General features: G+C 66.5%; 23 protein-coding genes. 12 read left to right on the top strand and 11 right to left on the bottom strand.

Features of this window, described 5'->3' with window-relative positions:
• Positions 1–44 precede the first annotated feature (44 nt).
• The 6 genes from U7114_RS01815 to U7114_RS01790 form a co-directional block, all read right to left on the bottom strand.
• Positions 45–1,520 carry a mannitol dehydrogenase family protein gene (locus tag U7114_RS01815; protein WP_323056416.1) on the bottom strand — a complete coding sequence of 492 codons (1,476 nt, stop codon included), beginning with the start codon at positions 1,518–1,520 and terminating at the stop codon, positions 45–47.
• 4 nt (positions 1,521–1,524) lie between these two features.
• Entirely contained in the window at positions 1,525–2,499 is a 975-nt protein-coding gene (locus U7114_RS01810) for a carbohydrate kinase (protein ID WP_323056415.1), read from the bottom strand.
• Positions 2,500–2,501: 2 nt separating this feature from the next.
• Entirely contained in the window at positions 2,502–3,560 is a 1,059-nt protein-coding gene (locus tag U7114_RS01805) for an NAD(P)-dependent alcohol dehydrogenase (RefSeq protein WP_323056414.1), read from the bottom strand.
• A 49-nt stretch (positions 3,561–3,609) separates the two neighbouring features.
• Complete coding sequence (locus U7114_RS01800) at positions 3,610–4,560, bottom strand: carbohydrate ABC transporter permease (protein ID WP_323056413.1); 951 nt, start codon at positions 4,558–4,560, stop codon at positions 3,610–3,612.
• Positions 4,557–5,525 carry a sugar ABC transporter permease gene (locus U7114_RS01795; protein WP_323056412.1) on the bottom strand — a complete coding sequence of 323 codons (969 nt, stop codon included), beginning with the start codon at positions 5,523–5,525 and terminating at the stop codon, positions 4,557–4,559. The genes U7114_RS01800 and U7114_RS01795 overlap by 4 nt, the downstream gene beginning before the upstream one ends.
• 63 nt (positions 5,526–5,588) lie before the next feature.
• Positions 5,589–6,938 carry a sugar ABC transporter substrate-binding protein gene (locus U7114_RS01790; protein WP_321215494.1) on the bottom strand — a complete coding sequence of 450 codons (1,350 nt, stop codon included), beginning with the start codon at positions 6,936–6,938 and terminating at the stop codon, positions 5,589–5,591.
• Between the two features lie 271 nt (positions 6,939–7,209).
• On the opposite strand from U7114_RS01790, the gene U7114_RS01785 reads away from it, so the two are divergent.
• On the top strand, positions 7,210–8,133 hold the full coding sequence (locus tag U7114_RS01785) for an AraC family transcriptional regulator (protein WP_321215495.1): 924 nt from the start codon (positions 7,210–7,212) through the stop codon (positions 8,131–8,133).
• 33 nt (positions 8,134–8,166) lie between these two features.
• Here U7114_RS01785 and U7114_RS01780 read toward each other — a convergent pair whose 3' ends face one another.
• Positions 8,167–8,562, bottom strand: a complete 396-nt coding sequence (locus U7114_RS01780; RefSeq protein WP_157238944.1) for a DUF1801 domain-containing protein — start codon at positions 8,560–8,562, stop codon at positions 8,167–8,169.
• Between the two features lie 55 nt (positions 8,563–8,617).
• Here U7114_RS01780 and U7114_RS01775 point away from each other — a divergent pair, with 55 nt between their 5' ends.
• Together U7114_RS01775 and U7114_RS01770 are read left to right on the top strand one after the other, a co-directional pair.
• The gene (locus U7114_RS01775) at positions 8,618–8,944 is read left to right on the top strand and encodes a hypothetical protein (protein ID WP_323056411.1); all 327 of its coding nucleotides are present in this window, start codon (positions 8,618–8,620) and stop codon (positions 8,942–8,944) included.
• Positions 8,945–9,116: 172 nt separating this feature from the next.
• Positions 9,117–9,461 carry an iron chaperone gene (locus tag U7114_RS01770; RefSeq protein ID WP_323056410.1) on the top strand — a complete coding sequence of 115 codons (345 nt, stop codon included), beginning with the start codon at positions 9,117–9,119 and terminating at the stop codon, positions 9,459–9,461.
• A 3-nt stretch (positions 9,462–9,464) separates the two neighbouring features.
• Here the strand turns inward: U7114_RS01770 and U7114_RS01765 are convergent, their stop codons facing one another.
• Positions 9,465–10,649 carry a metallophosphoesterase family protein gene (locus U7114_RS01765; protein WP_157238941.1) on the bottom strand — a complete coding sequence of 395 codons (1,185 nt, stop codon included), beginning with the start codon at positions 10,647–10,649 and terminating at the stop codon, positions 9,465–9,467.
• 141 nt (positions 10,650–10,790) lie between these two features.
• Between U7114_RS01765 and U7114_RS01760 the strand changes: the two genes are divergently transcribed.
• The 5 genes from U7114_RS01760 (at position 10,791) to U7114_RS01740 (ending at position 16,193) form a co-directional block, all read left to right on the top strand.
• Positions 10,791–11,303, top strand: a complete 513-nt coding sequence (locus tag U7114_RS01760) for a mycothiol transferase (RefSeq protein WP_323056409.1) — start codon at positions 10,791–10,793, stop codon at positions 11,301–11,303.
• A 219-nt stretch (positions 11,304–11,522) separates the two neighbouring features.
• The gene (locus tag U7114_RS01755; protein WP_157238940.1) at positions 11,523–11,900 is read left to right on the top strand and encodes a VOC family protein; all 378 of its coding nucleotides are present in this window, start codon (positions 11,523–11,525) and stop codon (positions 11,898–11,900) included.
• A 263-nt stretch (positions 11,901–12,163) separates the two neighbouring features.
• Complete coding sequence (locus U7114_RS01750; RefSeq protein WP_323056408.1) at positions 12,164–13,261, top strand: GmrSD restriction endonuclease domain-containing protein; 1,098 nt, start codon at positions 12,164–12,166, stop codon at positions 13,259–13,261.
• A gap of 58 nt (positions 13,262–13,319) precedes the next feature.
• Positions 13,320–14,003, top strand: a complete 684-nt coding sequence (locus U7114_RS01745; RefSeq protein ID WP_323056407.1) for an excalibur calcium-binding domain-containing protein — start codon at positions 13,320–13,322, stop codon at positions 14,001–14,003.
• Positions 14,004–14,258: 255 nt separating this feature from the next.
• On the top strand, positions 14,259–16,193 hold the full coding sequence (locus U7114_RS01740) for a hypothetical protein (protein WP_323056406.1): 1,935 nt from the start codon (positions 14,259–14,261) through the stop codon (positions 16,191–16,193).
• Between the two features lie 66 nt (positions 16,194–16,259).
• On the opposite strand, the gene U7114_RS01735 is transcribed toward U7114_RS01740, so the two are convergent.
• On the bottom strand, positions 16,260–16,694 hold the full coding sequence (locus tag U7114_RS01735; RefSeq protein ID WP_323056405.1) for a nuclear transport factor 2 family protein: 435 nt from the start codon (positions 16,692–16,694) through the stop codon (positions 16,260–16,262).
• Between the two features lie 65 nt (positions 16,695–16,759).
• Complete coding sequence (locus U7114_RS01730) at positions 16,760–17,158, bottom strand: DUF1304 domain-containing protein (protein WP_323056404.1); 399 nt, start codon at positions 17,156–17,158, stop codon at positions 16,760–16,762.
• Positions 17,159–17,278: 120 nt separating this feature from the next.
• Between U7114_RS01730 and U7114_RS01725 the strand changes: the two genes are divergently transcribed.
• Entirely contained in the window at positions 17,279–18,328 is a 1,050-nt protein-coding gene (locus U7114_RS01725; protein ID WP_323056403.1) for a helix-turn-helix transcriptional regulator, read from the top strand.
• A 37-nt stretch (positions 18,329–18,365) separates the two neighbouring features.
• Here the strand turns inward: U7114_RS01725 and U7114_RS01720 are convergent, their stop codons facing one another.
• Positions 18,366–19,097, bottom strand: coding sequence for a hypothetical protein (locus U7114_RS01720; protein ID WP_323056402.1), 732 nt, complete (start codon positions 19,095–19,097; stop codon positions 18,366–18,368).
• A gap of 200 nt (positions 19,098–19,297) precedes the next feature.
• Here U7114_RS01720 and U7114_RS01715 point away from each other — a divergent pair, with 200 nt between their 5' ends.
• The 3 genes from U7114_RS01715 to U7114_RS01705 are packed head-to-tail and all read left to right on the top strand — an operon-like array spanning position 19,298 to position 21,857.
• Complete coding sequence (locus tag U7114_RS01715; protein WP_323056401.1) at positions 19,298–20,239, top strand: ABC transporter ATP-binding protein; 942 nt, start codon at positions 19,298–19,300, stop codon at positions 20,237–20,239.
• Positions 20,239–21,021, top strand: coding sequence for a hypothetical protein (locus tag U7114_RS01710; protein WP_323056400.1), 783 nt, complete (start codon positions 20,239–20,241; stop codon positions 21,019–21,021). The genes U7114_RS01715 and U7114_RS01710 overlap by 1 nt, the downstream gene beginning before the upstream one ends.
• A complete protein-coding gene (locus U7114_RS01705; RefSeq protein ID WP_323056399.1) occupies positions 20,967–21,857 on the top strand; it encodes an ABC transporter permease subunit in 891 nt (296 codons plus the stop codon). Before U7114_RS01710 ends, U7114_RS01705 begins: the two co-directional genes overlap by 55 nt.
• Positions 21,858–21,864 lie beyond the last annotated feature (7 nt).

The raw sequence follows: 21,864 nt of genomic DNA, 5'->3' as shown, positions 1-21,864 counted from the left end.
GTTCGATGACGGCATAACAGGTCCACCGAGGCTTGCCCCCTGCCCTACTGGCCTGCCAATGCTTCAAGTGTGGCCCGTGAACCGGCGTTGTGGAGGCTTGTCAGCGCCCGGGTATACGCGGCGATGAATTCCTGGTTGCCGGCCAGGTCGCCAAAGACCTCCCGGTCCGAGATGAAGGCCAGCGGTTCCTGCCGCTGCCGGGCGGCTGAGGCCATCAGCTTGTCCCTGAGGCGGTCGACGACGTCAATCGGGTTGCCCTGCTCGTCGGCGCCTTCGGCATAGCGGGCCCAGCTGGCAACGATGGCGGCGGACCGGCGGATTTCCCCGCCCCGATCAAGGTTGATGCGGATGACCGGCAGCAGCCATTTGGGGATCCGGTCCGAGCTTTCCGCACAGAGGCGGGCAAGGGTGTCCCGGACGTGTTCGTTGGTGAAGCGTTCGATGAGGGTGTGTTTGTAGTGGGCGAGGTCCACGCCGGGCACCGGCTCCAGGGTGGGGGTGGCCTCCTTGTCCATGTAGTCGAGCAGGAACTTTGCGAACAGCGGGTCCTGGGCAGCTTCGTGGGCGTAGCGGTAGCCGGCCAGGTGGCCGAAGTAGCACATGCCCTGGTGGCTGGCGTTGAGGAGGCGGAGTTTCATCAGTTCGTACGGTTCAACATCCGCCACGAGCTGGACCCCGGCGTCCTCAAACGGGGGACGTCCAAGGCTGAACGTGTCCTCGAGGACCCACTGCTCAAACGGCTCGCACACCACGGGCCACGCATCCTCGACGCCGAACTCCGCCGAAACGGCGGCGCGGTCAGCGTCGGCGGTGACGGGCGTGATCCGGTCCACCATGCTGTTGGGGAAGGGAACGTTCGCGGTGATCCAGGCGCCGAGGTCCGGGTCCTTGAGCACGGCGAAGGCAGTGAACATCTTCCGCGCCACGTCGCCGTTGCCCTGGATGTTGTCGCAGGACATCACCGTGAAGGGGACCAGGCCGCGGGCACGACGGCGGGCCAGGGCTTCGGTGATGAGGCCGAAGGTCGTCCGGGGTGCTGCCCCCGGCTGGAGGTCGTGGACCACGTCGGGGTTGCCGGCGTCGAACTCGCCGGTGACGTGGTGGAAGTTGTACCCGCCCTCGGTGATTGTGAGTGAAACGATCCGGACGGCGCCGGACGCCATCTTCTCGATGACGGACTCGGGATCGTCAGGGGCGAACAGGTACTCGATGATCGAGCCGATGACCCGCCCTTCCCGGGTCCCGTCCGGGTTCTTGACCACCAGGGTGTAGAGGCAGTCCTGGCTGTCCATGACCTGTTTCATGCGGGCATCACCGGGCAGGACCCCCACGCCGCAGATGGCCCAGTCGAGGGCCTTGCCCTCGTTCATCAGCCGGTCCAGGTACATGGCCTGGTGGGCGCGGTGGAAGCCGCCCACGCCGAAGTGGACGATTCCCGCCGTCAGCGAGGCCCGGTCGTAGGCGGGGACGGCCAGGGATGCAGGCAGTCCGGTAAGGGTCCGGGTTTGAAGTGCAGTCATGGGGCTAGCCTTCCGCAGGGGCGGGCAGGCCGGGCGGTGTTCCGGCCGGCTTTCCGGACAGGGAACCCAGCTCGGCTGACGTGGGCGGGTTGGCCCCCGGCCGGGAACACGTGATGGCGGCGGCCCTGTTCGCGTAGGCCGCCAGGGCATCCAGGTCTTCGGGGGAGAGGCTCCGCAGGCGCGGCCTGTTGGCGGCACCGAGCGCGTCCCGTTGCGCCAGGCCGGCGATCAGGGCGGCCATGAAGGAGTCGCCCGCCCCCACGGTGTCCGCCACGGCGACCGTTTCGCCGGGCATCTCCACGCGCCCCTGCCGGGTCAGGACCACCGGTCCGTCCGCGCCGCGCGTCAGCGCAACCAGTGCCGGTCCCAGCGCCAGCCACGCGGCAAGGGACTCGTCCAAGGTCCTGCCGGGGTAGAGCCAGCGCAGGTCCTCGTCGCTGGCTTTGACGATGTCACTGGCGGCCACAAAGTCCTCGGCTTCACGGCGTGCGGCTTCAACATTCCCGCTGATGGCCGGCCGGCAGTTGGGATCGAAACTCACCGTCGCGTGCGGGCGTGCCGCTTCGGCCAGGCCCCGGACGGCCTTGTTGCCGGGTGCCAGGACCGTGGCGATGGATCCGGTGTGGACATGCAGCGAACCCTGCACCGCGGCAAGGGCCGGGATGGAGGCCCCGTTGACGTCCCAGCTGATGTTGAACGTGTACTCGGCTGCGCCGGTAGCGTCCAGGGACGCCAGCGCGGACGACGTCGGCAGGGAACCTCCCACGATCGGTTCAACATTGTTGGTGCGCAGGTGGTCAGCGATCAGCTTCCCGTGCGCGTCGTCGCCATAGTGCGTGACCAGCCTGGTCCCCAGGCCCAGCCGCGCGCACCCTACCGCGACGTTGAGCGGGCTCCCGCCCGGGTGCACCTGCTGCGCGGAGCCCCGGCCGGGGGCCTCAATGATGTCAACGAGCGACTCGCCGATGACGGTGATCATGGTCAGCGGCCCGGGTAGACAACGGCTTTGAGCTGGCCGGGCTGCTTGCCCGCCTTGAGCGCGTTCTCGGAGTCCGCGAGTGGAAACCTGCCGGTGACCAGGATGTCCAGGTCCACCTTGCCGTCCGCGATCAGCTGGATGGCCAGCGGCCAGGTGTTGGTGTAGCGGAACACGCCGGAGAGCCAGATCTCGCGGTTCTGGATGTAGGAGACGGGGAGTTCGACGTCGTCCGCGCCCAGGCCGACCAGGATGACTCTGCCTGCAGGGGCCACGGCCTTGATCCCGGCGCGGACCGCCTGCGGTGCGCCGGACGCGTCAATGAACGCGTCGACGTCGAGCCCTTCCACGCTGTCCGTCTTTGCGTTGAGCGCGTGGGTGGCGCCGTGTTCGAGGGCGAAGGCGAGCCGGTCCTCGGCGATGTCGGAGATGTAGATCTCGGTGGCGCCGTACGCGCGGGCGGCCTGGGCGGCGATGATGCCGATGGGCCCGGCGCCGGCGATCAGGACCCGGCTGCCGGGCTTGATTTGTGCGCGTTCGCAGGCCCAGAGCCCTACGGAGAGCGGCTCGATGAGGGCGGCAGCCTCGTCGCTGACGCTGTCCGGGATGTCGTAGGCGAAGTCGGACTGGATGGTGACGTATTCGGCGAAGGCGCCGTCAACGGGCGGGGTGGCGTAGAACTCGATGTCCGGGCAGAGGTTGTAGCGGCCGGCCTTGCACTGCTTGCACGTGCGGCAGGGGCGCTGGGGCTCGACGGCGACGCGCTTGCCGATGCGGGCGGGGTCAACGGCGGATCCGACGGCGGAGATCCGGCCGGAGAGTTCGTGGCCGAGGATGAGCGGGTGGTCCACCACGTAGGGGCCGATCCGGCCGTGCTCGTAGTAGTGGACGTCGCTGCCGCAGACGCCGACGGCGGCGACCTGGACCAGGACCTGGTCGGCGTCGAGCTGCGGGAGGGGCAGGGTTTCCATGGCCATCTCGCCCTGGCGCTTGAGGATGGACGCGCGCATGGTGGCCGGCAGGCCGGAGCTGGTGGCCGGGGACTGGGTGGTTGTTGTGGTCATCGGAGTGATCCTTCTGAGTGTTGGGCGGGCTGGTTTATCTCACGGCCTGTTATTTCACGGCGCCGAGGGAGAGTCCCTGGACGAGCTTGTCCTGGGCGGCGAACCCCGCAAAAAGCACGGGCAGGGAGATGACGACGGCGGCCGCGCACACCTTGGCGAGGAAGAGGCCCTGGCTGGAGACGAAGCCGGTGAGGAAGACCGGGGCTGTTCCGGCCATGACGCCGGTGAGGACCCGGGCGAGGAGCAGTTCGTTCCAGCTGAAGATGAAGCAGATCAGGGCGGTGGCGGCGATCCCCGGCATCGCGACCGGGGCGACGACGGCGCGGAGGGTCAGGAGCAGGCCGGCTCCGTCGATCTGGGAGGCTTCGAGCATTTCCACCGGGACTTCGGCGAGGAAGGACCGCATCATCCAGACAGCGATGGGCAGGTTCATGGAGGTGTACATCAGGACCAGGAACCAGATGTTGTCCAGCCCGCCGATGGTTTTGGCGAACAGGAACAGCGGCAGGACCGCGGCGACGATGGGCAGCATCTTGGTGGAAAGGAAGAAGAACATTACGTCCGTCCACTTCTTGATCGGCCTGATCGAGAGGGCGTACGCGGCCGGGATGGCCAGGACCAGCACCAGCACGGTGGACAGGACGGACGCGGTGGCTGAGTTGATCAGCGGCGGCCAGGGGCTGACCCCGGAGCTGGCGCCGAAGAATTCCGCGTAGGCATCAAGGGTCAGTGGTGCGCCGATGGACGGCGGGTTGGTGGCGGCATCCGTTTCGGAGTGGAAGGAGGTCAGGATCATCCAGAGGACCGGGGCCACGAACAGCAGGGCCAGCAGCCAGGCGGCGATGCCGGCGGCGGTGTTGTTGCGCGTCGGGTCCATCCGGGACTTGCCCCGGCCGGATCTTCCGAATCCGCGGCGGCCGGACCCGGTGTTCGGGTCGGTGGGCGGTGTTGAACGGGCGAGGCCCGGCTTGCGGGGTTCGGCAGGAGTGAGGGTGCTCATCGTGCTGCCTCCTTCTTGAAGAGTGAAAAGACGGTCCGGAGGGCGAAGGTGGCCACGATGATGGTGCCGATGACCACCACGACCCCTGTTGCGGAGGCCAGACCGTATTCATTGGCGAAGTAGAAGGTCTGGTAGATGGAGTACGGCAGGTTGGCCGTGCCCAGGCCGCCCGAGGTGAGCGTGAAGACGGCGTCGAAGTTCTGCACGATGTAGATGGCGCCGAGCAGGCCGCCCAGCTCCAGGTACTGGCGCAGGTGCGGCAGGGTCAGGTGGCGGAAGATTTCCCAGGGGCTGGCCCCGTCCATCTGCGCCGCTTCCACGGTGTCCATGGGCCGGGACTGCAGCCCGGCGAGCAGGATGAGCATCATGAACGGCGTCCACTGCCACACCAGCGAGAGGATGACGGCGGTCAGGGGTGCCTGGGACAGGAGGTCCGGCTGTGGCGGGGTGCTGCTGCCGAAAAGGGACCAGATCCAGGTCAGGATGCCGTTGATCAGGCCGTACGTCGGGTTCAGCAGGGCGTGCTTCCAGACGAGGGCAGCAGCTACGGGAACCACCAGGAACGGTGCGATCAGCAGGGTGCGGGCAAGCCCGCGGCCAATGAACTTCTTGTCCAGGAGCAGGGCCAGGACCAGACCCATGACCAGGCTGGCCAGGACCACCGAGACGGTGAGGACGATGGTGGTGAAGATGGCCTGGCGCAGGTCCGCGTTGGTGAGGACCTCCACGTAGTTGCTGAAACCCGCGAATCCCGTCTGGTCCGGGCGGAGGCTGTTCCAGTTCAGGAAGGAAATGATCAGGGTGGCGGCAAAGGGAAGCTGCGTGACGATAATGAGGAAGACCAGGGCCGGCAGCAGCGGCGCGCGCCGTGCCCACGCCGTGGCGCGTTCACGGGCCCTGGCGTCTTTGGAAGGTTTGGGGGCGCTGTGCCCTGAACGGGCGACGCGCGCTGTTGCGGAAGTCATCATGTTCTCCTGCGGTCCTGCGACCCGCCGGCAAGGCGGGCCACAGGACCGATTGGTGGGTGGTTACTTCTTGTACTTGTCGCCGATTTTCTGGGCGGCTTCCTGGCCCTTGGCCAGTGCGTCCTCCACGGTGCCCTGTCCGGCTATCGCCGAGCTGACGCCCTGGGAGACTGTGGTGCCAAGGTCGGCGAACTCGGGGATGCCGACGAACTGGATGCCAACCACCGGACGTTCCTGCACACCCGGGTTCTTCGGGTCGGCGTTCTCAATGGCGGAGCGTTCGGCCTTGAAGAACGGTGCGGCCTTCTGGAACTCGGCGTTCTCGTAGGTGGAGATGCGCTTGCCGGACGGAACCTTGGCCCATCCCAGCTTCGAGGCGACCAGTTCTTCATACTTCTTCGAGCTGGCCCAGGCGATGAACTTGCCTGCGGCGTCCTGCTTCTTGGACGCAGCCTGCACACCCCAGGACCAGGTCCACAGCCAGCCCGAGGAGTCGGTCTTCTTGACCGGGGCCTGGGCGTAGCCGATCTTGCCCTTCACCGGCGAACCCTCCGCTTCGAGGGCGCCCGCTGCAGAGGTGGCGTCGTACCACATGGCCACCTTGGACTGGCTCATGTTGTTCAGGCACTCGGTGAACCCGGCCTGGGCCGCGCCGGCTTCACCGTGCTTCTTGACCAGGTCCACGTAGAACTTGGTGGCCTCGGTGAATTCGGGAGCATTGACTTTGGCGTTCCAGTCCTTGTCGAACCAGGTGCCGCCGAAGGTGTTCACCACGGTGGTCAGCGGCGCGAAAACCTGGCCCCAGCCGGGCTGGCCGCGGAGGCAGATGCCCTTCATTCCCGGCGCGGCGCCGTCGGCCTGGGCGGCGAGCTCGGCCACCTGGTCCCAGGTGGGCTTCTCCGGCATCGTCAGGCCCTTGGCCTCAAGGATGTCCTTGCGGTACATCAGGAAGGACGACTCGCCGTAGAAGGGTTCGCCGTAGAGCTTGCCGTCCTTGCCCGTCAGGGACGCCGTGTAGGCGGGAAGAATGTCGTCCTGGTTGAATTCGGCGTCCTTGGCCACACTGTCCAGCGGGGCCAGCCACTTGTTGGCGGAGTAGAACGGGATCTCATAGTTGGACAGGGACGCCACATCGTACTGGCCGGCCTGGCTGGAGAACTCCTGGCTGATCTTGGCCCGGACGTCGTTCTCCGGAAGGATCGTGTAGTTGACCTTGATCCCGGTGTCCTTGGTGAAGTTGTCTGCAGTGAGCTTCTGCAGGTCCTCCATCTGGGGATTGTTCACCATCAGGACATTGATGCTGTTCTGGTCACCGGCAGCAGTGCCGCCGCCGGCACCGGAGCAGGCCGATGCGGAGAGTGCGATGCACAAGGCACCGGCAGCCAGCGTGGCAGTGCGCATTTTTGGGCGCATTGAGGACTCCTTTGTTCTTCAGGGGGTGCGCAGTCACCACATCCGACTGCTGCGTCGGGATGCCTGACCGTGGCGCGGCGTGAGATCGGGAAGCCGATGTGCCGCTGATGTTCCTCAAGATTAGGCCGGTCGCGTGGGGCACAACTAGCGCCGTGGTTGCCGATTTCTGATACTAATTTTCCGCAGCAGGTCGCCGCATTAGGCGCTACTCTGGGGAAAGGTCCCTGGACCTTGTCCAGAATTCATAACCACTACGGGTGCGGAGAAACACATGACTGCCACGGACACAGCCGACGGAGCTGCGGCCCGGCTGGCCGAGAGGCTGCTCGGAATGCGGGCCAACCGGGAGATCATCCCGCCCGATCCCAACCACTCCGTCCGGTGGGTGGAACACAGCTACCCCAGCCCGGTGGCGCGGTGGAACTACCACCCCGAGTACGAGATCCACCTCATCCGCAAGGGCACCGGAAAGTTCATCGTGGGCGACCATATCGGCACGTTCGAAGCCGGCCACGTGTCCCTTGTCGGATCGGGGCTGCCGCACGACTGGGTCAGCGACCTTGAACCCGGCGAGGTGCTGGAGAACCGGGATGCCGTGATCCAGTTCGACGGCAAATGGGTTGAGCAGACGGCTTCGCTGGTCCCGGAGATGGCTGAGGTGAAGCCACTGCTGGAGCAGTCCCGGCGGGGGATCGAATTCCTGGGGCCCTCGGCGGAGAACGCGGCCGCCGCCATAGAAGCGATGGGTGCCAGCACGGGGCTGGTGCGGTTGCGCCACCTGCTGGACCTCTTTGTGGTGCTGGCGCGGGCTCCGCAGGAAGAACGGCGATACCTCGCGGACGAATGGTTCCGGCCGCAGCTGGATGGCCAGGCCGCCGCCGTGGTGGACATCGTGCTCGAGTACGTCTTCACCAACCATGCCGGCAGCGTGAAGATGTCCGAGGCCGCCGGGCTGGTGGGCATGTCCGAGCCCACCTTCTCCAAATACTTCAAGCGCGCTACCGGCCAAAACTTCAGTGACCTGGTGCGCAAGCTCCGGCTTGCACATGCCCGCCGGCTGCTGGAGCACAGCGACAAGGCCATCTCGGAGATCTGCTACGAAGTGGGGTTCTCCAACCTTTCCAACTTCAACCGCCACTTCCTGAACGACGCAGGGGAGACGCCGAGGAACTACCGCCAGCGCGTTCAGGGCTGAGGATCTCCTGGCAGCCGGCAGCTGGGCCTGGAACTACTGGCTACCCTTGATTTTCCGCCAGCCGCCCGCGCGGTTGGTTTCGATGATTGCCCGGAACATCTCCAGCAGGGCATCCTCGTTGATTGGATCGTCCGCGTAGTAGGAAATCATCCGGCCCGTCTTGTTGCCGTGGCCGCCCGTGATGATGTTGTGCGGGTCCGGGGTGAGCCCGCCGTCGTACAGGAAAACATTGACGTGGTCTTTGGTGGCGAGGAGGGCGCAAATGTTGCCCTGCAGCACGAAGTACGGCTGGACCGTGCGCTTGATAGTCTCCTCGACGCCAGGGTCGGCAGCATGGACGAGGTCCCGCACCTTCAGGCAGACGGCCTGCTGCCAGGGCGGGAGTGCGCCGATGTACTGGTCAACGCGTGGATCCTTCCGGTAGGTCATCCTTGAACTCCTGACAGGACTGTTACTGGCTGGGCAGCGCTCGTAGGGTGGGGCCATGGCTGATACATTTTCGTCCCTGATTGAAGCATTCAAGAACGTTGGCGTCTCCAAGGCCTATGGTGCGCCCGTCCAGCTGGGCGGGGAAGAGGTCATTCCCGTGGCGCTGGTGTCCTTCGGGTTCGGCGGCGGCGGGGAGGCCGGGCAGGACGGAGCCTCCGGTGGCGGGGGTGGCGGGATGGTGCTGCCGCTCGGCGTCTACCGGAACGCCGGCGGGCAGGTGGCTTTCCGGCCGAACACCGTGGTTGCCCTGATGTGCCTCGTCCCGGTCATCAGCGCTGTGGGCGCAGCCGTCCGGAAGGCGATCCTCGCCGCAAAGAAGTAGCGGGGACGCCCGGCGCCACGGGGCTGCGCAACAAGGCCCGGGTTCACTGCGCACGGACTGCTCCTGCGCACCGACGCCGGGCCTCACTGCGCCAGTCCGCGGCGCAGGGAGCTGCCATGGAGCTGGAACTGCCGTCCGCCGTCGTACATCCCTGCGGGGCTAGGATGGCCGCATGGGTGACGTAGACGATTCCCTTGCCGCGTTGGACGAGCCGGAGCGCGGCTGCCTGCAGCGTGTCATTGCGGCGGCGCGGCGCGTGGTCCCGGAGGCCGACGAAGGCCGCAGCTACGGGATGCCGGCACTGAAGGTGGACGGCAAACCGCTGATCGGCGTGGTGGCGGCAGCCAAGCACCTGTCCATCTTTCCGTTCTCGCCCGAGGTGGTGGACGCCGTCGCGCCCAAGCTGGCGGGCTTCTCGCTGTCCAAGGGTACTGTCCGGTTCACGCCGGACCATCCCGTCCCCGAGGAAGTGGTGGAGGAGATGGTCCGGCTGCGGCTGGCGGAGATCCGGAAGTAGCGCCTAGAGCTGCGCGGGGTCCAAGGGCAGGGGAGTGATCGGCTGGTCGTTCGCGGTCAGGTCGATGCCCAGGTCTTTGGCGAACACCAGGCGGGTCTCCTTGTAGATCCCCGCGTGGTTCTCATCCAGCTCGAAGACGCGCGCGCCGCGGAGCCGGTTCCGGTCGGCGCCCGGCAGCCCGTAGGCGCCGAACCCCGTCCCGGGGGCGTAGCCGAGTTCCACGCCGTAGTAGTTGCCCACGTAGGTGTTGACGTGGTCGTGGCCCACGAAGTAGCCGCGGACGTCCCCGCGTTCCAGGAAGGCGTTGAACAGCCCGGAGTTGAAGGGGCCGGGGCACTCGTCCTCGTTCCGCTCGCCCACGATGCCGTGCTTCTTCACCGCCCGCTGGTGGTCCGCGTCCGTCCGGGAATCGATGCTGGCGAACCACATGCTGCGGTGTTCGTGCAGGGCGATGTGGCCCCACATCAGGGAGGGGATCTTCCTGCCGTACTTCTGCTCGGTGGCGATGGAGAGGTTGCGGTACCAGGCCACCTGGTCCATGCGGACCCAGTCCCAGTCCGGGTAGCCCTCGAAGTCCTGGCCGTTGATGGTGTCCGGGGCGTAGCGGCCGGTGTCGATCAGCCAGAGGCCGAAGGCTGGGTCCTTGGATTTCGAAGACTGCACCAGCAGCAGCGAGTTGGACGTGCCGGTGAGGCCATCGGTGGAGTCGCCGTTGACGTTGAATGCGTAGCTCTGCAGGAACTGCAGCATCCTGGCTTCGGTCATGCCGGTCCTCGCCACCGAGTCCTCGTCGTGGTTGCCGAACGTGACGGCCCACGGGATCTGCCGGCGTTCCATCGGCTGGACCACGTGGTTCAGGGCCTGCTTGACCTCGAGTTCGGTGTCGCAGCCGCCGTTGATCACGTCCCCGTTGATCACCACGAAGTCAGGCTTTTCGGCATCCAGCGTGCGGTCCATGAGCTCGATGGTGCGGCGGTCCGTCTGCTCGTCGTCCTGGGTGTCGTTGAACTGGATCACCTTGAACCGGCCGTCCGGGCGGAACGCGAGGGCGGGCTTGGGGGCCTTCGTTCCCGGTGCGGCGTTGGCTCCGGTTCCGGCCGCCGCGGTCATGCCGAGTGCGCCCAGGGTTCCGGCTGCCGCGAGGGCCGCCCGCCTGCTGAAGTTGGGCTGGTTGAGTTTGATGGTCATCGCTGCCTCTCTGCATTGTTGCGGCCGGGTTCCGGCCGCCGTCACCTGCGAGGGTAGGAAGCCCGGGCATCGGGGTGCCTAACGCATGGTGAACGGCACGTGCGAAGCTAGCGTCTAGGGGACACATACCGGGAGGGACCTGTGAAAACCAACGAACTGCTGCTGGACGCCTTCGGCCGGATCCGCGAGAACGTGGAGGCCATCCTTGAAGGGCTCGACGGCGGGACGCTTGCCTGGCGGCCGGCCGGCACCGGCAACTCGATTGCCTGGCTGATTTGGCACCTCAGCCGCGTGGAGGACGCGCAGGTGGCGGACGTCGCCGGCCGCGAACAGGCCTGGACCGCCCAGGACTTCGTGGGCCGCTTCAACCTTCCGCTGGACCCCCGCGACACCGGCTACGGCCATTCCACGGAGCAGGTGGATTCGGTGCAGGCTGAGCCGGAACTGCTGCTGGAGTACTACGACGCCGTCCACCGGCGGACCGTGGAGTTCCTTCAGGACCTCGGGGACCGGGACCTTGACCGCGTCGTGGATACCCGGTGGGACCCGCCCGTCACCCTTGGCGTGCGGTTGGTGAGCACCCTGGCGGACTGCCTCCAGCACGTGGGACAGGCCGCATACACCAAGGGCCTGAAACAGGTGCGGGGGCAGTAGCAATCCCCTATTTCCGTAGGCACATTTCGGTTCCATAATGGCCACATAGGCTTCGGGGACCCTCGCGCCAATGACGGCTGGCGGGGCACGCAGAGTCCCAGGTGGCCGCCCCGGAAACAGGCGCGACGGGCGGCCCTGCGTTCCCGGACTTGGTGGTTCGGGTCCGCGCCCGGGGGAGAGCAACCGCCGCCAATACAAGAATGCACAAAGGAAATCACCATGCTCAAAGATTCGGCAATCATGGCTGTCCTTCCCGCAAAGGACATTAACAGGGCCAAGGATTTCTATCGGGACAAGCTGGGGCTGGAGCCTTCCGAGACAGTGGAGGACAACCTGGTGTACCGCTGCGGCAAGGGAACAAGCTTCCTTGTGTACCAGACGGAAAATGCGGGCACGGCCAAGAACACCCAGATGGGGTGGGAGACGGACAACCTCGAGCGCGACATGGAGGAGTTGCGGGGCCGCGGCGTTGTCTTTGAAGACTATGACTTCCCCGGACTGAAGACAGAGAACGGCGTTGCCACTGACTCATTTGGGAAGGGCGCGTGGTTCCTCGACAGCGAGGGGAACATCCTCAATATCGCCCAGCGCGCATAGCAGCAGCCACAAGCCCGCGTGAGCACGGTGCCCGCGCGGGCTGAGCCCTGCCTGTTCATCACCAGGTTGGCCGCACGACGCAGCGATTGTTACGCCCCGAATCCTCCGTGCCGCAACAACCATCAAGCCTTGATCAAAGTTAACGCAGGTTCTCCCCAGTTTCGGCGTCCTCTGCGGTTCGGGGAAATAGGTTCTTTCCATAACCAGTTTTGGCTAAGCAAAAGGCCCGGCTTATTGCCGGGCCTTTATTTAATGGGGAAACATTGCCGCCACGCGCCTTCACCTTCACCGTCGCTGGGATCAGCGCCCTGCTGGTCCTTCCGGTCCTCGTCGGCTGCGCGGGCCCTGCCGGCCTGAAGGCCGCCTCGCCGGAAACCACAACTTCGCCAGCCGCCGCTGCGGCGGGCGCAACCGCCAAAGCAACGCCGGCGCCGTCGTCCGTCCAGGAAACGGGCGCACCGCTTGATCCCGAAACCACGGACCTGATGCCGCAGGCCGCGGCCGTGGCGGCTCCAAGGACGCAGCCCGCGTTCGCCACCAGGGCGATCGACCTGTTGGCTACCCTTCCCATCAAGGGCCGGGCGCCCAAAACGGGGTATGACCGGGCGCTGTTCGGGCAGGCGTGGCTGGACGTTGACCGCAACGGCTGCGACACCCGCAATGACATGCTCAAGCGGGACCTCACGGGCCTCACCTACACCAACAGCGTGCCCTGCAAGGTGCAGTCGGGGACGCTGGTGGACCCGTACACGGGCACCACCATCAGTTTCCTGCGGGGGAGCGGGACCAGCAGCAAGGTGCAGATCGACCATGTTGTTGCGCTCAGCGATGCGTGGCAGAAGGGCGCCCAGCAGCTCACCACTGAACAGCGGACCGCCTTCGCCAACGATCCGCTGAACCTCCAGTCCACGGACGGCCCCACCAACATGAAAAAGGGCGACGGCGACGCGGCCACCTGGCTGCCGCCGAACAAGGGCTTCCGCTGCGAATACGTCTCCCGGCAGATTTCAGTGAAGGCTACCTATAGCCTGTGGGTCACCAAGGCCGAGCACGACGCGATGGCCAGGATCCTGGCCGACTGCCCGGGCCAGTTGGCGCCCACAAACCAGGAGGCACCTGCCACTCCGGCGCCCGCACCTGCTGTGGCGCCGCCGGCCCCTATTGCTCCGGCCCCGGTTGCGCCGGCACCTGCTCCGGCCCCGCCTGTGGTGCCCGCCCCTGCCGCTCCGGCGCCCGCGGCCGCTTACTACGCCAACTGTGCCGCGGCCAGGGCTGCCGGTGCAGCACCGCTCTTCGCCGGGCAGGCGGGCTACCGGGCCGGGCTGGACCGAGATTCCGACGGCGTAGCCTGCGAGGGCTGACCCGCCCGCATCCCCGATCTTTCCGCATCACCATCACCAACATTTCCTAGGGGGAAAAATGAAACAGACGCTGACATTAGTTGTGCTGACCGGATTAATGCTGACCGGTTGCGGCGGCAAGCAGGAGGCCGTGCAGCCGGCAAAAACCGCGACGGCTGTTGCGGCGGTTGCAGAGGCAGTCACTGTTCCGAGCGTTATTGGCCTGCCCCTGGATAAGGCCACCGAGCAGCTGGAAGGACTCGGGCTCAAGGTTGAGGCTGTGGACACCATCGACGGCAAGTCGATCATCCTGAAGAAGAACTGGCAGGTGACCTCCCAGGACTCCGCGGACGGTTCAAGTGCGCCCAAGGGCTCCACCGTTAACCTCGGCGTCACGTCCCTTGAAAAGCTGGCGGCGGAGAAGGCAGCAGCTGAGAAGGCTGCGGCTGAGAAAGCCGCTGCTGAAAAGGCGGCTGCAGAGAAGGCCGCGGCCGGTAAGGCCGCAGCGGACCAGACCGCCGCACAATTGGCCGCCGAACAGGCCGCGGCACAGAAGGCGGCTGAAGCCGCGGCAGCTGCACAGGCTGCCCAGCAGGCTGCAAAGCCCGCACCGGCTCCGGCACCTGCTGCACCGGCGCCGTCGTCTGTCTACTACCAGAACTGCGATGCCGTTAGGGCGGCGAGCGCAGCGCCCCTCTATGCCAACCAGCCTGGCTTCCGGGCGGCCCTGGACCGCAATTCCAACGGAGTTGCCTGCGAGTAGCCGCTACCGCGCAAGTTCAATGTGCTGAATGCCGTGGATACCTTCGTTCTTGGAGGTATCCACGGCTTTCGTTTGCCATCGTGTCAGTTGACAGCGCTTTCATGGCCATGACCGTAGGCGACTCGCACCAGCCTTTCCGGTCTTGTAGTTGATGAACCTGAAAGAAAGCTGAAAATTCCCTAGACATTGGAATAATTCCAGGTTTAGGCTGAGCGCCATTGGGGGCCAAAGAAAAAATTCAGCTGGAGGCAAGGCATGCCACAACGCAGTAGATTGGTTGTTTTTGCAGCACTAAGTACCCTGGCGCTATCAACGTTCGGTCTCTCGGGCGCCACGGCCCACCCGGACGGCCAGCACGGCATGGACGAAGGGCACCTCGTCGGGACCGGGGAATTCGGGAAGATTGACCTGGTGGATGTGGTCCGCCTGACCAACACCCCTGACCTGATCGCAGATGTGAGTGTCTCGCCGGACGGAAACACCGCCTTCCTCGCCAACTGGGGCGAGCCTGACTGTGCGGGGCCGGAAACGGGCGGACAGACCAGCCCGGATGCCGGCGTCTACATCGTGGACATCACGGGCGTAGACCAGGGCACGGCCGGAGCGGCACCGAAACAGGTGGGGTTCATCCCATCCCACCAGGACACCCGCCCCGGCGAAGGCCTGCAGGTCGTCGAAATCAGCACCCCAAGCTTCACCGGTGAAGTCCTTGTGGTGAACAACGAGGCCTGCGGAAAGAACGCCAAAGGCGGCGTTTCGCTCTTTGATGTGACAGACCCGCTCAACCCGAAGAAGCTGTCCGAGAACTTCGGTGACCGCGCGCCGGGCAGCCGTGATTCCAATGAGATCCACAGCGCCTTTGCGTGGGATGCAGGGGACAAGGCCTATGTGGTGATGACCGACAATGAGGAGTTCACGGACGTGGACATCCTTGACATCACCAACCCGCACCGTCCGCGCCTGGTCGCGGAATACGACCTGAATGCCTTTGACGTGAATCAGCCCGACCTGGGGCTGACCGATTCTTTCCTTCATGACATGGTGGTCAAGGAAATCAACGGCCATTTCATCATGCTGCTTTCCTATTGGGACGGCGGATACGTTCTCCTGAACGTTGATGATCCCGCCAACGCGGTATTCCTTGGGGACTCGGAATTCGCGGCAGTGGACCCCGAGCTCCTTGAATCCCTGGGGGTGTCCCTCACCCCTGAGGGCAACGCGCACCAGGCGGAGTTCACGGCGGACAACCGGTTCATCATCAGTACGGATGAGGACTTCGCCCCCTACCGCACGGACGATTTCAAGATCACCAGCGGAGCCCACCAGGGCACTTACCCCTCGGTGATTGTTTCCGGGGGCCAGGCACCTGCCGTCCTGCCGGACCTGACCCTGAATGGTCCTGTAGTGTATGGCGGCTACGCCTGCCCCGGCTCAGCAGCCGTTCCCACCCCGGAGAGCATCCCGGGATACCTGGAATCGCTGGCACCCGGGGAGGAAACCACCCTGGTGCTCCAACGAGGTCCGGTCGGTGACCCCAGTGCCCCGGAGGGAGCGTGCTTCCCGGGGGAGAAGGCCCATCAAGCAGCCCTTGCGGGCTGGGACGCCGTGCTTTTCGTCAACCACCACACGGGTGAGGCTGCCACAACTGAGCCGTTCTGCGGGTCAGGCGCCTTCGTGGACGAGATCGTTGCCGTCTGCACCACCCACGCGGCATTCCACCGGCTCTTCGAGCTGGCACCGCTGGATGCGCCGTGGACCTACCCCGAAGCCCTTCCCATCGGCACCGTCGGGGCGGACATTGAAGTGGGGTCCGTCTTTGACGGCTGGGGCTATGTCCACCTCCTGGACGCAACCACCCTGCAGGAGCTGGACACGTTCGCCATCCCCGAAGCCCACGATCCCGCTTACGCGCTCAAATACGGGGACCTCAGTGTTCACGAGGTAGCCGTGGACCCGCAGGATCCGTCCCTGGCCTACCTCTCGTACTACTCCGGCGGCCTCCGGGCCATCCAGATCCAGTGCAGCGACCCTGCCGACAACACCACCTGCGAACTGGTGGAAGTCGGCGGCTACTTGGATGAGGCAGGAAACGACTTCTGGGGAGTGGAAACGTTTGTTGGTGAGGACGGCATGACCTACGTCCTGGGCAGCGACCGGGACAGTGGCCTCTGGATCTTCACGGATCCGTAAACCCGGAACAAAACACGGAGGGGGGCGGCTGGGCGCCCCCCTCCGTCTTTTAAGCTCCGTCCTCCTTCACTGCGAGGTGAGCTCGCGCATCAGTCCGAGCTGTCCCAGGAACTCCAGCTGGTCGAAGTAGAAGTGGTGGGAGGTGATTTCCCCGTCCTTGACCGTTGTGACGTCGCAGCTCCTGATCCGGAGCCTCCTGCCCGTGGCCGGCAGGGTTTCGCCGGACGGCATGCGCAGCGGCCCGGTGTTGGTTCCCACGACGACGCCCTCATTGATCGCCACGTCCCCGGCCTCGTACTTGGCCGTGTGCTCGTACCGGACGTCCTCCATGGCCTCCCAGTAGGCGAAGAGGTGGCTGGTGATGGCATCACGTCCGCGGAGTTCCCCCTTGTCCGGGGTGTAGGCCACGGCGTCGGCGGCGTAACAGCGCGCCAGCGCCTCTTTGTCTTTTGATCCCATGGCCGCGGTGAGGCGGTCAGTGACTTCGCGTGCCTGTCCCATGTGTGGACCTCCCAATCAATGTAACTATTTGTTGGCGCCCGAAGGCTGTTGCCGATCGAACGGCTTCAGAACGGCAGCGCAACCAGGGCTATCAGGGCCGGCACGGTGGCGCCGAGGGTTCCCGGGATACTGTCGCCCTTCTTCGGATAGTGGCCCATCATGTCCGCCAGGAACATGGCCGGAGCGGTCAGCACCATGTTCAGGCAGCAGTAGACCACCAGGGTGTAGCCCACCACCGGGTAGCCCATGTTCACAGCCGCCACCCCGGCCAGGACTCCCAGGCCGATCACCAGGTTGCGGAACCCGGTGGGGATGGCCCACATCATCACGGCCGGAACGTTCCGCGGCGGGGTGCTCAGGAACTTTTGTGCCCCCGGTCGGTGCATCAGGAAGCTCTCCAGCGGGAACACCGCGATGTAGATCAGCGCGGCCAGCACCGCGAACAGCTGGGATACGGCGTTCATGAGGAAAAAGTACGACGCCGGCACCACCGGCCGCGATCCCCTCGCCGAGGGTTCAGGGGAGCTTGGGGAACCCCCACTTTGGGGGATTGCGCCGCGACCTGGCGGGCGGATACTTGACCTATGTGGGAGGAGCGTGCCGAGCGTGCCCGGCGGGAGATCGCCGCCCTGGCCGCCGGCGGGATGAGCCTGGCCGACCTTTATGAATCGGCGCTCGCCGTCGTGCAGCGGGCGGTGCCGTTCGAGCAGGGTTGCTGGGCCGGCGTGGACCCCGATTCCCTCGTGATGACCTCTGTTACCAACTGGAAGCCGTGGCCGGTTGGGGTGCGGGAGTACGAGGAGTACTCGGCCCGCTTCGCCGAAAGCGAATACACCGGCACCGAACCGAACAACTTCGCCGAGCTGCTGCGCCGCCCGCGGCCCATCGCCCGGATGTCCGATGCGCCGCACCGCGAGGTGGTCCGGAGTGTCCGGATCAACGACCTGCTCAAGCCCCAGGGCCTGGAGCACGAACTGCGGGCCGCCTTCCGTGTGGACGAGGCGTGCTGGGGAGTCGGCAGCATTTTTCGGGACGGCGGACATGATTTCACTGACCGCGAAGTCGAATTCCTCGGGGCCGTGACCGCCACGCTGGCGGCGGCTACCCGGATCGCCGTGCGAGCGGCGCACCCGCCGGGGCCGGCCGCCGTCGGGCCCGTGATTGTCCTGGCCGGGCTGCACGGCGAGCTGCGCGCGGCCACGTCCGCCGCCGCAGCCTGGCTGGCTGAGGTGGAGGACGCCGCGCCGGGCCGCTTCACGATGACGCTGCACTCAGTGGTGGCCCAGGCCCACGCCTCGAGGTCCGGGACGGCCCGGGCCAGGATGCGGGACGCCGGGAACAGCTGGGTGGTGCTGCAGGCCAGCCGCCTGATCACCGGGGACGACCCCCAGCAGATGGTGGTCACCGTGGAACCAGCCACCACGCACGACGTCGCCACCCTGCTGCTCGCGGCGCACGGCGTCACGGCGCGGGAGCGGGAGGTCTGCCTGGAGGTGCTGTCCGGAAGTCCGACGGCGGACATCGCCCGGCACCTGTTCATTTCCCCGCACACGGTGCATGACCACCTGAAGTCGCTCTACGAGAAAGTGGGCGTGGGCAGCCGCGGCGAACTGGTGGCCAGGCTGGCGGCGTGAGGCCGTACCGAGGAGAAGTGCTTGCGCGGTGGAGACTCTACTGCCGGGCCGTGTCCGGAAGATGCCGGGCGGGGTCGAACCGGTCGAAGGACGACGCGCCGATCAGGAAAATGCCGCGTTGGGGGATCAGGAAATCGCCCAGGCGGGTCTGGACGCGCAGGGGTTGCGGGGCGCCGAGGTCTTCCCCGGCAAGTGCGGCAGTGCTCCGGGAGACAAACCACATCCGGCGGGGTTTGGCGCGGAAACCCTGGCGGTTGGGAACGGAGCCGGTCAGGCCGAGCCGCCCCGCCCCCAGCAACGGGCCTGAGGCGGCGCCCATGACCTTCAGGACTGATGTGTTCTCCAGAGCCTGGCCCGGCAGTGCGGTCAGTGCCGCCGTCATTGCGCGCGTAACGGGACTGGATTCCAGTTCCACGTCCCACGCCAGGCCCACGTCTCCGGCGATGCGCACGCTGAAGGCGGCATCGCCCGTCCAGGCGACCTCGATGGGGCACTGGACCGCCGATTCCAGTGCAGCACCGAAGTAGCGGGCGCAGGAAACCTGGGGCGGGGCGTCGGCGTAGATGGTCCAGGAACCGGACGGCCGGCGCAGCCAGACTGACCGGTAGCCGGGCCCAACACTGGTGACGGGGAATCGGCGCATGGCCAGGACGTGGCCGGAACTGAACGGCAGCCCCATCACGCCGTAGCCGGAGAACCGTTCGTCCTCCCCGGGTCCAAGTTCGGCATGGTGTTCAACGTCGGAGGCCTGCTCCCGGATGCTTTTCATAGCCTTTGCCTCCGCCTCGAGTGGTGGCGCCAGTCTACGCCCGCAAGCGGGATCGCGGGCGGTCTTCTCCGGGGGGCGGGACGCTTGTATGCTGAGGAACGGAGAGCCGGGAAGCCTGGTCGGCCCGTAGGCAAACGCCTTCGGAACGCCCCGGCGCCGCCTTGGGCGTTCGCGTGACGGACCCGAGGAGCAGACGGCTCATGGATACAGCACAACCTGTCATCGAAGCCCGCGGTCTTGCGAAGCACTTTGGCAGGACCAAGGCACTGGACGGCCTCAACCTGAGCGTGGCAGCGGGGGAGGTCCACGGGTTCCTCGGCCCCAACGGGGCTGGCAAATCCACCACGCTGAGGATACTGCTGGGGCTCATCCGTCCCACAGCAGGCTCGGTTCGCGTATTCGGGCTCGATCCCTGGGCCGATCCGGAGGCGGTGCACCGGGACGTCGCCTATGTTCCGGGCGATGTGAGCCTGTGGCCGAACCTTTCGGGCGGGGAAGTCATTGACCTGCTCACCGGATTGCGCGGCGGCGCGGACGAGAATCTGCGCCGTGAGCTCGTTGAGGAGTTTGAGTTCGACCCCCGGAAGAAGGCCCGGACCTATTCGAGGGGCAACCGGCAGAAGGTCGCCCTGATTGCAGCGTTTGCCCGCCCGGCGCGGTTGTACTTGCTGGACGAGCCGAGCGCCGGCCTGGACCCGGTGATGGATGCCGTGTTTCGCCGCCAGATCGAACGGGTGACAGGGGACGGCGCCACGGTGCTGCTGTCCAGCCACATCCTCAGCGAGGTGGAGCAGCTGTGTGACCGGTTGACCATCATCCGGTCCGGCGTGGCCGTGGAAACGGGCACCCTGGGCGAACTCAGGCACCTGCAGCGTACGCATTTCCGCGTAACGGGACTGTCCGACGGTGTGCGGCTGGCTGCCGTGCCCGGAGCTCACGGGCTGAGCATCAGTGACGGCGCAGCGGAGTTCGACGCCGATTCCTCGGATCTGGGCGCCGTGCTGGCGGCCATTGCGGAACCGGGGGTCACCGGCCTCTCCGTGGCGCCGCCGTCCCTGGAATCCCTGTTCCTGCGGCACTACAGCGACGGCGACAGCGGGGGAAACAGCGCCGGCAAGGGCCGCAGCAGCGAGGTGCGGTAATGAACGGCGTGCTGCGGCTGGTCCTGTTCCAGGCCAGGCGGGACAGGGTGGCGTTACCGGTCTGGATCCTGGGCATTTCGCTGCTCGGCGTTGCCACCTCGGCTGCCGTGGCAACGCAGTTCGGTGCTGAGTCATCGCAGGCGGCCATCCTTACTGTGGCGGCATCGAATCCCGCGTTCCTGTTCCTCCGCGGCCTGCCTGACGGGACCGGCACCGGTCCGGTGGTTTTCTTCACGGCCTACGCCTTCACCGCGGTCCTGGCCAGCCTGATGAGCACGTTCCTGGTGGTGCGCCATACCCGTTCGGACGAGGAACTCGGACGGGCTGAACTCTTGGGGTCCGTCCCCGCCCCGCGGGCAGCGTCCCTGATGGCAACGCTTGTGCTGGGCGCCGTCGCGAACCTGGTGCTGGCTGTCTTCGTCGCCGCCGGATTCATCGCTGCCGGACTGCCTGGAGGCGGCGCCGCGGGGGCCGGGGCCGCCGTCGGAACAGTCGGTGCCTGCTTTGTGGGCCTCGCCGCCGTGGCCGCCCAAGTGCTGCCCTCGGGCAGGAGCGCGAACGGTGCCGCGGCGGGCCTGGTGGGTGCGGCGTACCTGCTGCGCGGCCTGGGCGACGCACTGGGGACGCCGGCTGTGGACTGCTCCACGTGTCAAGTGCCTGGCCGTCGCTGCTGTCGCCCATCGGCTGGGGCCAGCGCTCGCGGCCGTTCACGAGCCCGGATCCGTCCATGTTGCTGGTGCCGCTCGCTGCCGCCGTGGCCCTGGGAACTGTCGCCTTGGTGATTCGGCAACGGCGGGACGTGGGCGCCAGCCTGCTGATCCAGCGCAACGGCAGGGAGCGTGCGGGTGTGGGAGGCACATCATTTGTTGGCCTGGCCTGGCGCCTGCAGCGTTCTACGCTGGCCGGCTGGTGCGTCGGTGCGGCGGCCCTGGGTGCCGTTGCAGGGGCCCTTGGCCCCCTGGTATCCGAGACCGTGTCCGGCATGGCTCCCATCAAGGAACTCATTGACCGGCTTGTCCCGGGCGGCCGGGCCGGGCTCATCGACGTGTTCGTGACCGCCCTGTTGGGCATCGCCGGAGTGTTCGCAGCGGCTGCAGGCATCCAGGCAGTGCTCAGGATGCGGGCTGAGGAGTCCGAGGGCAGGGCTGAACTGCTGCTGGCCACGCCGGCCTCCCGGACCCGCTGGCTCGGCGCGAACGTGCTGATCGCTGCGGCCTCCGCAACCGGCGTCACCGCCACGGCAGGCGCCGCTGCCGCCGTCGGCCTTGGCATGTCAGGTGCCGCCGGCGGTCCGGCGTGGTCGCTGGTTCCTGCGGCCCTGGCTTACGTTCCCGCGGCTCTGGTGTTCCTGGCAACCGCCGCGGCGGCCGTCGCGTTGGCGCCCCGGCTCAGCATCCTCCTGGGGTGGGGGTGGCTGGCAGCGGGGCTTGTCCTGGGAGAGTTCGGGGAGCTGTTCGGCCTGCCGCTGTGGCTGCAGGATGCCAGCCCGTTCCGGCACTCCTCTGCCATGCCGGTGGAGCCCTTCAACCAGGCCGGGGCGCTGGGCCTGGTTGCCGTTGCCGCGCTTGGGACTGGACTGGCGGCCTTCTCCCTCCGCCGCAGGGACCTTACGGCATGAGGCCGGG

The sequence above is a fragment of the Pseudarthrobacter sp. C1 genome, from assembly GCF_034720455.1.
Classification (GTDB): domain Bacteria; phylum Actinomycetota; class Actinomycetes; order Actinomycetales; family Micrococcaceae; genus Arthrobacter.
Note: the sequence above shows the minus strand (reverse complement) of the source record. Positions and strands in the feature narration are given on the sequence as shown.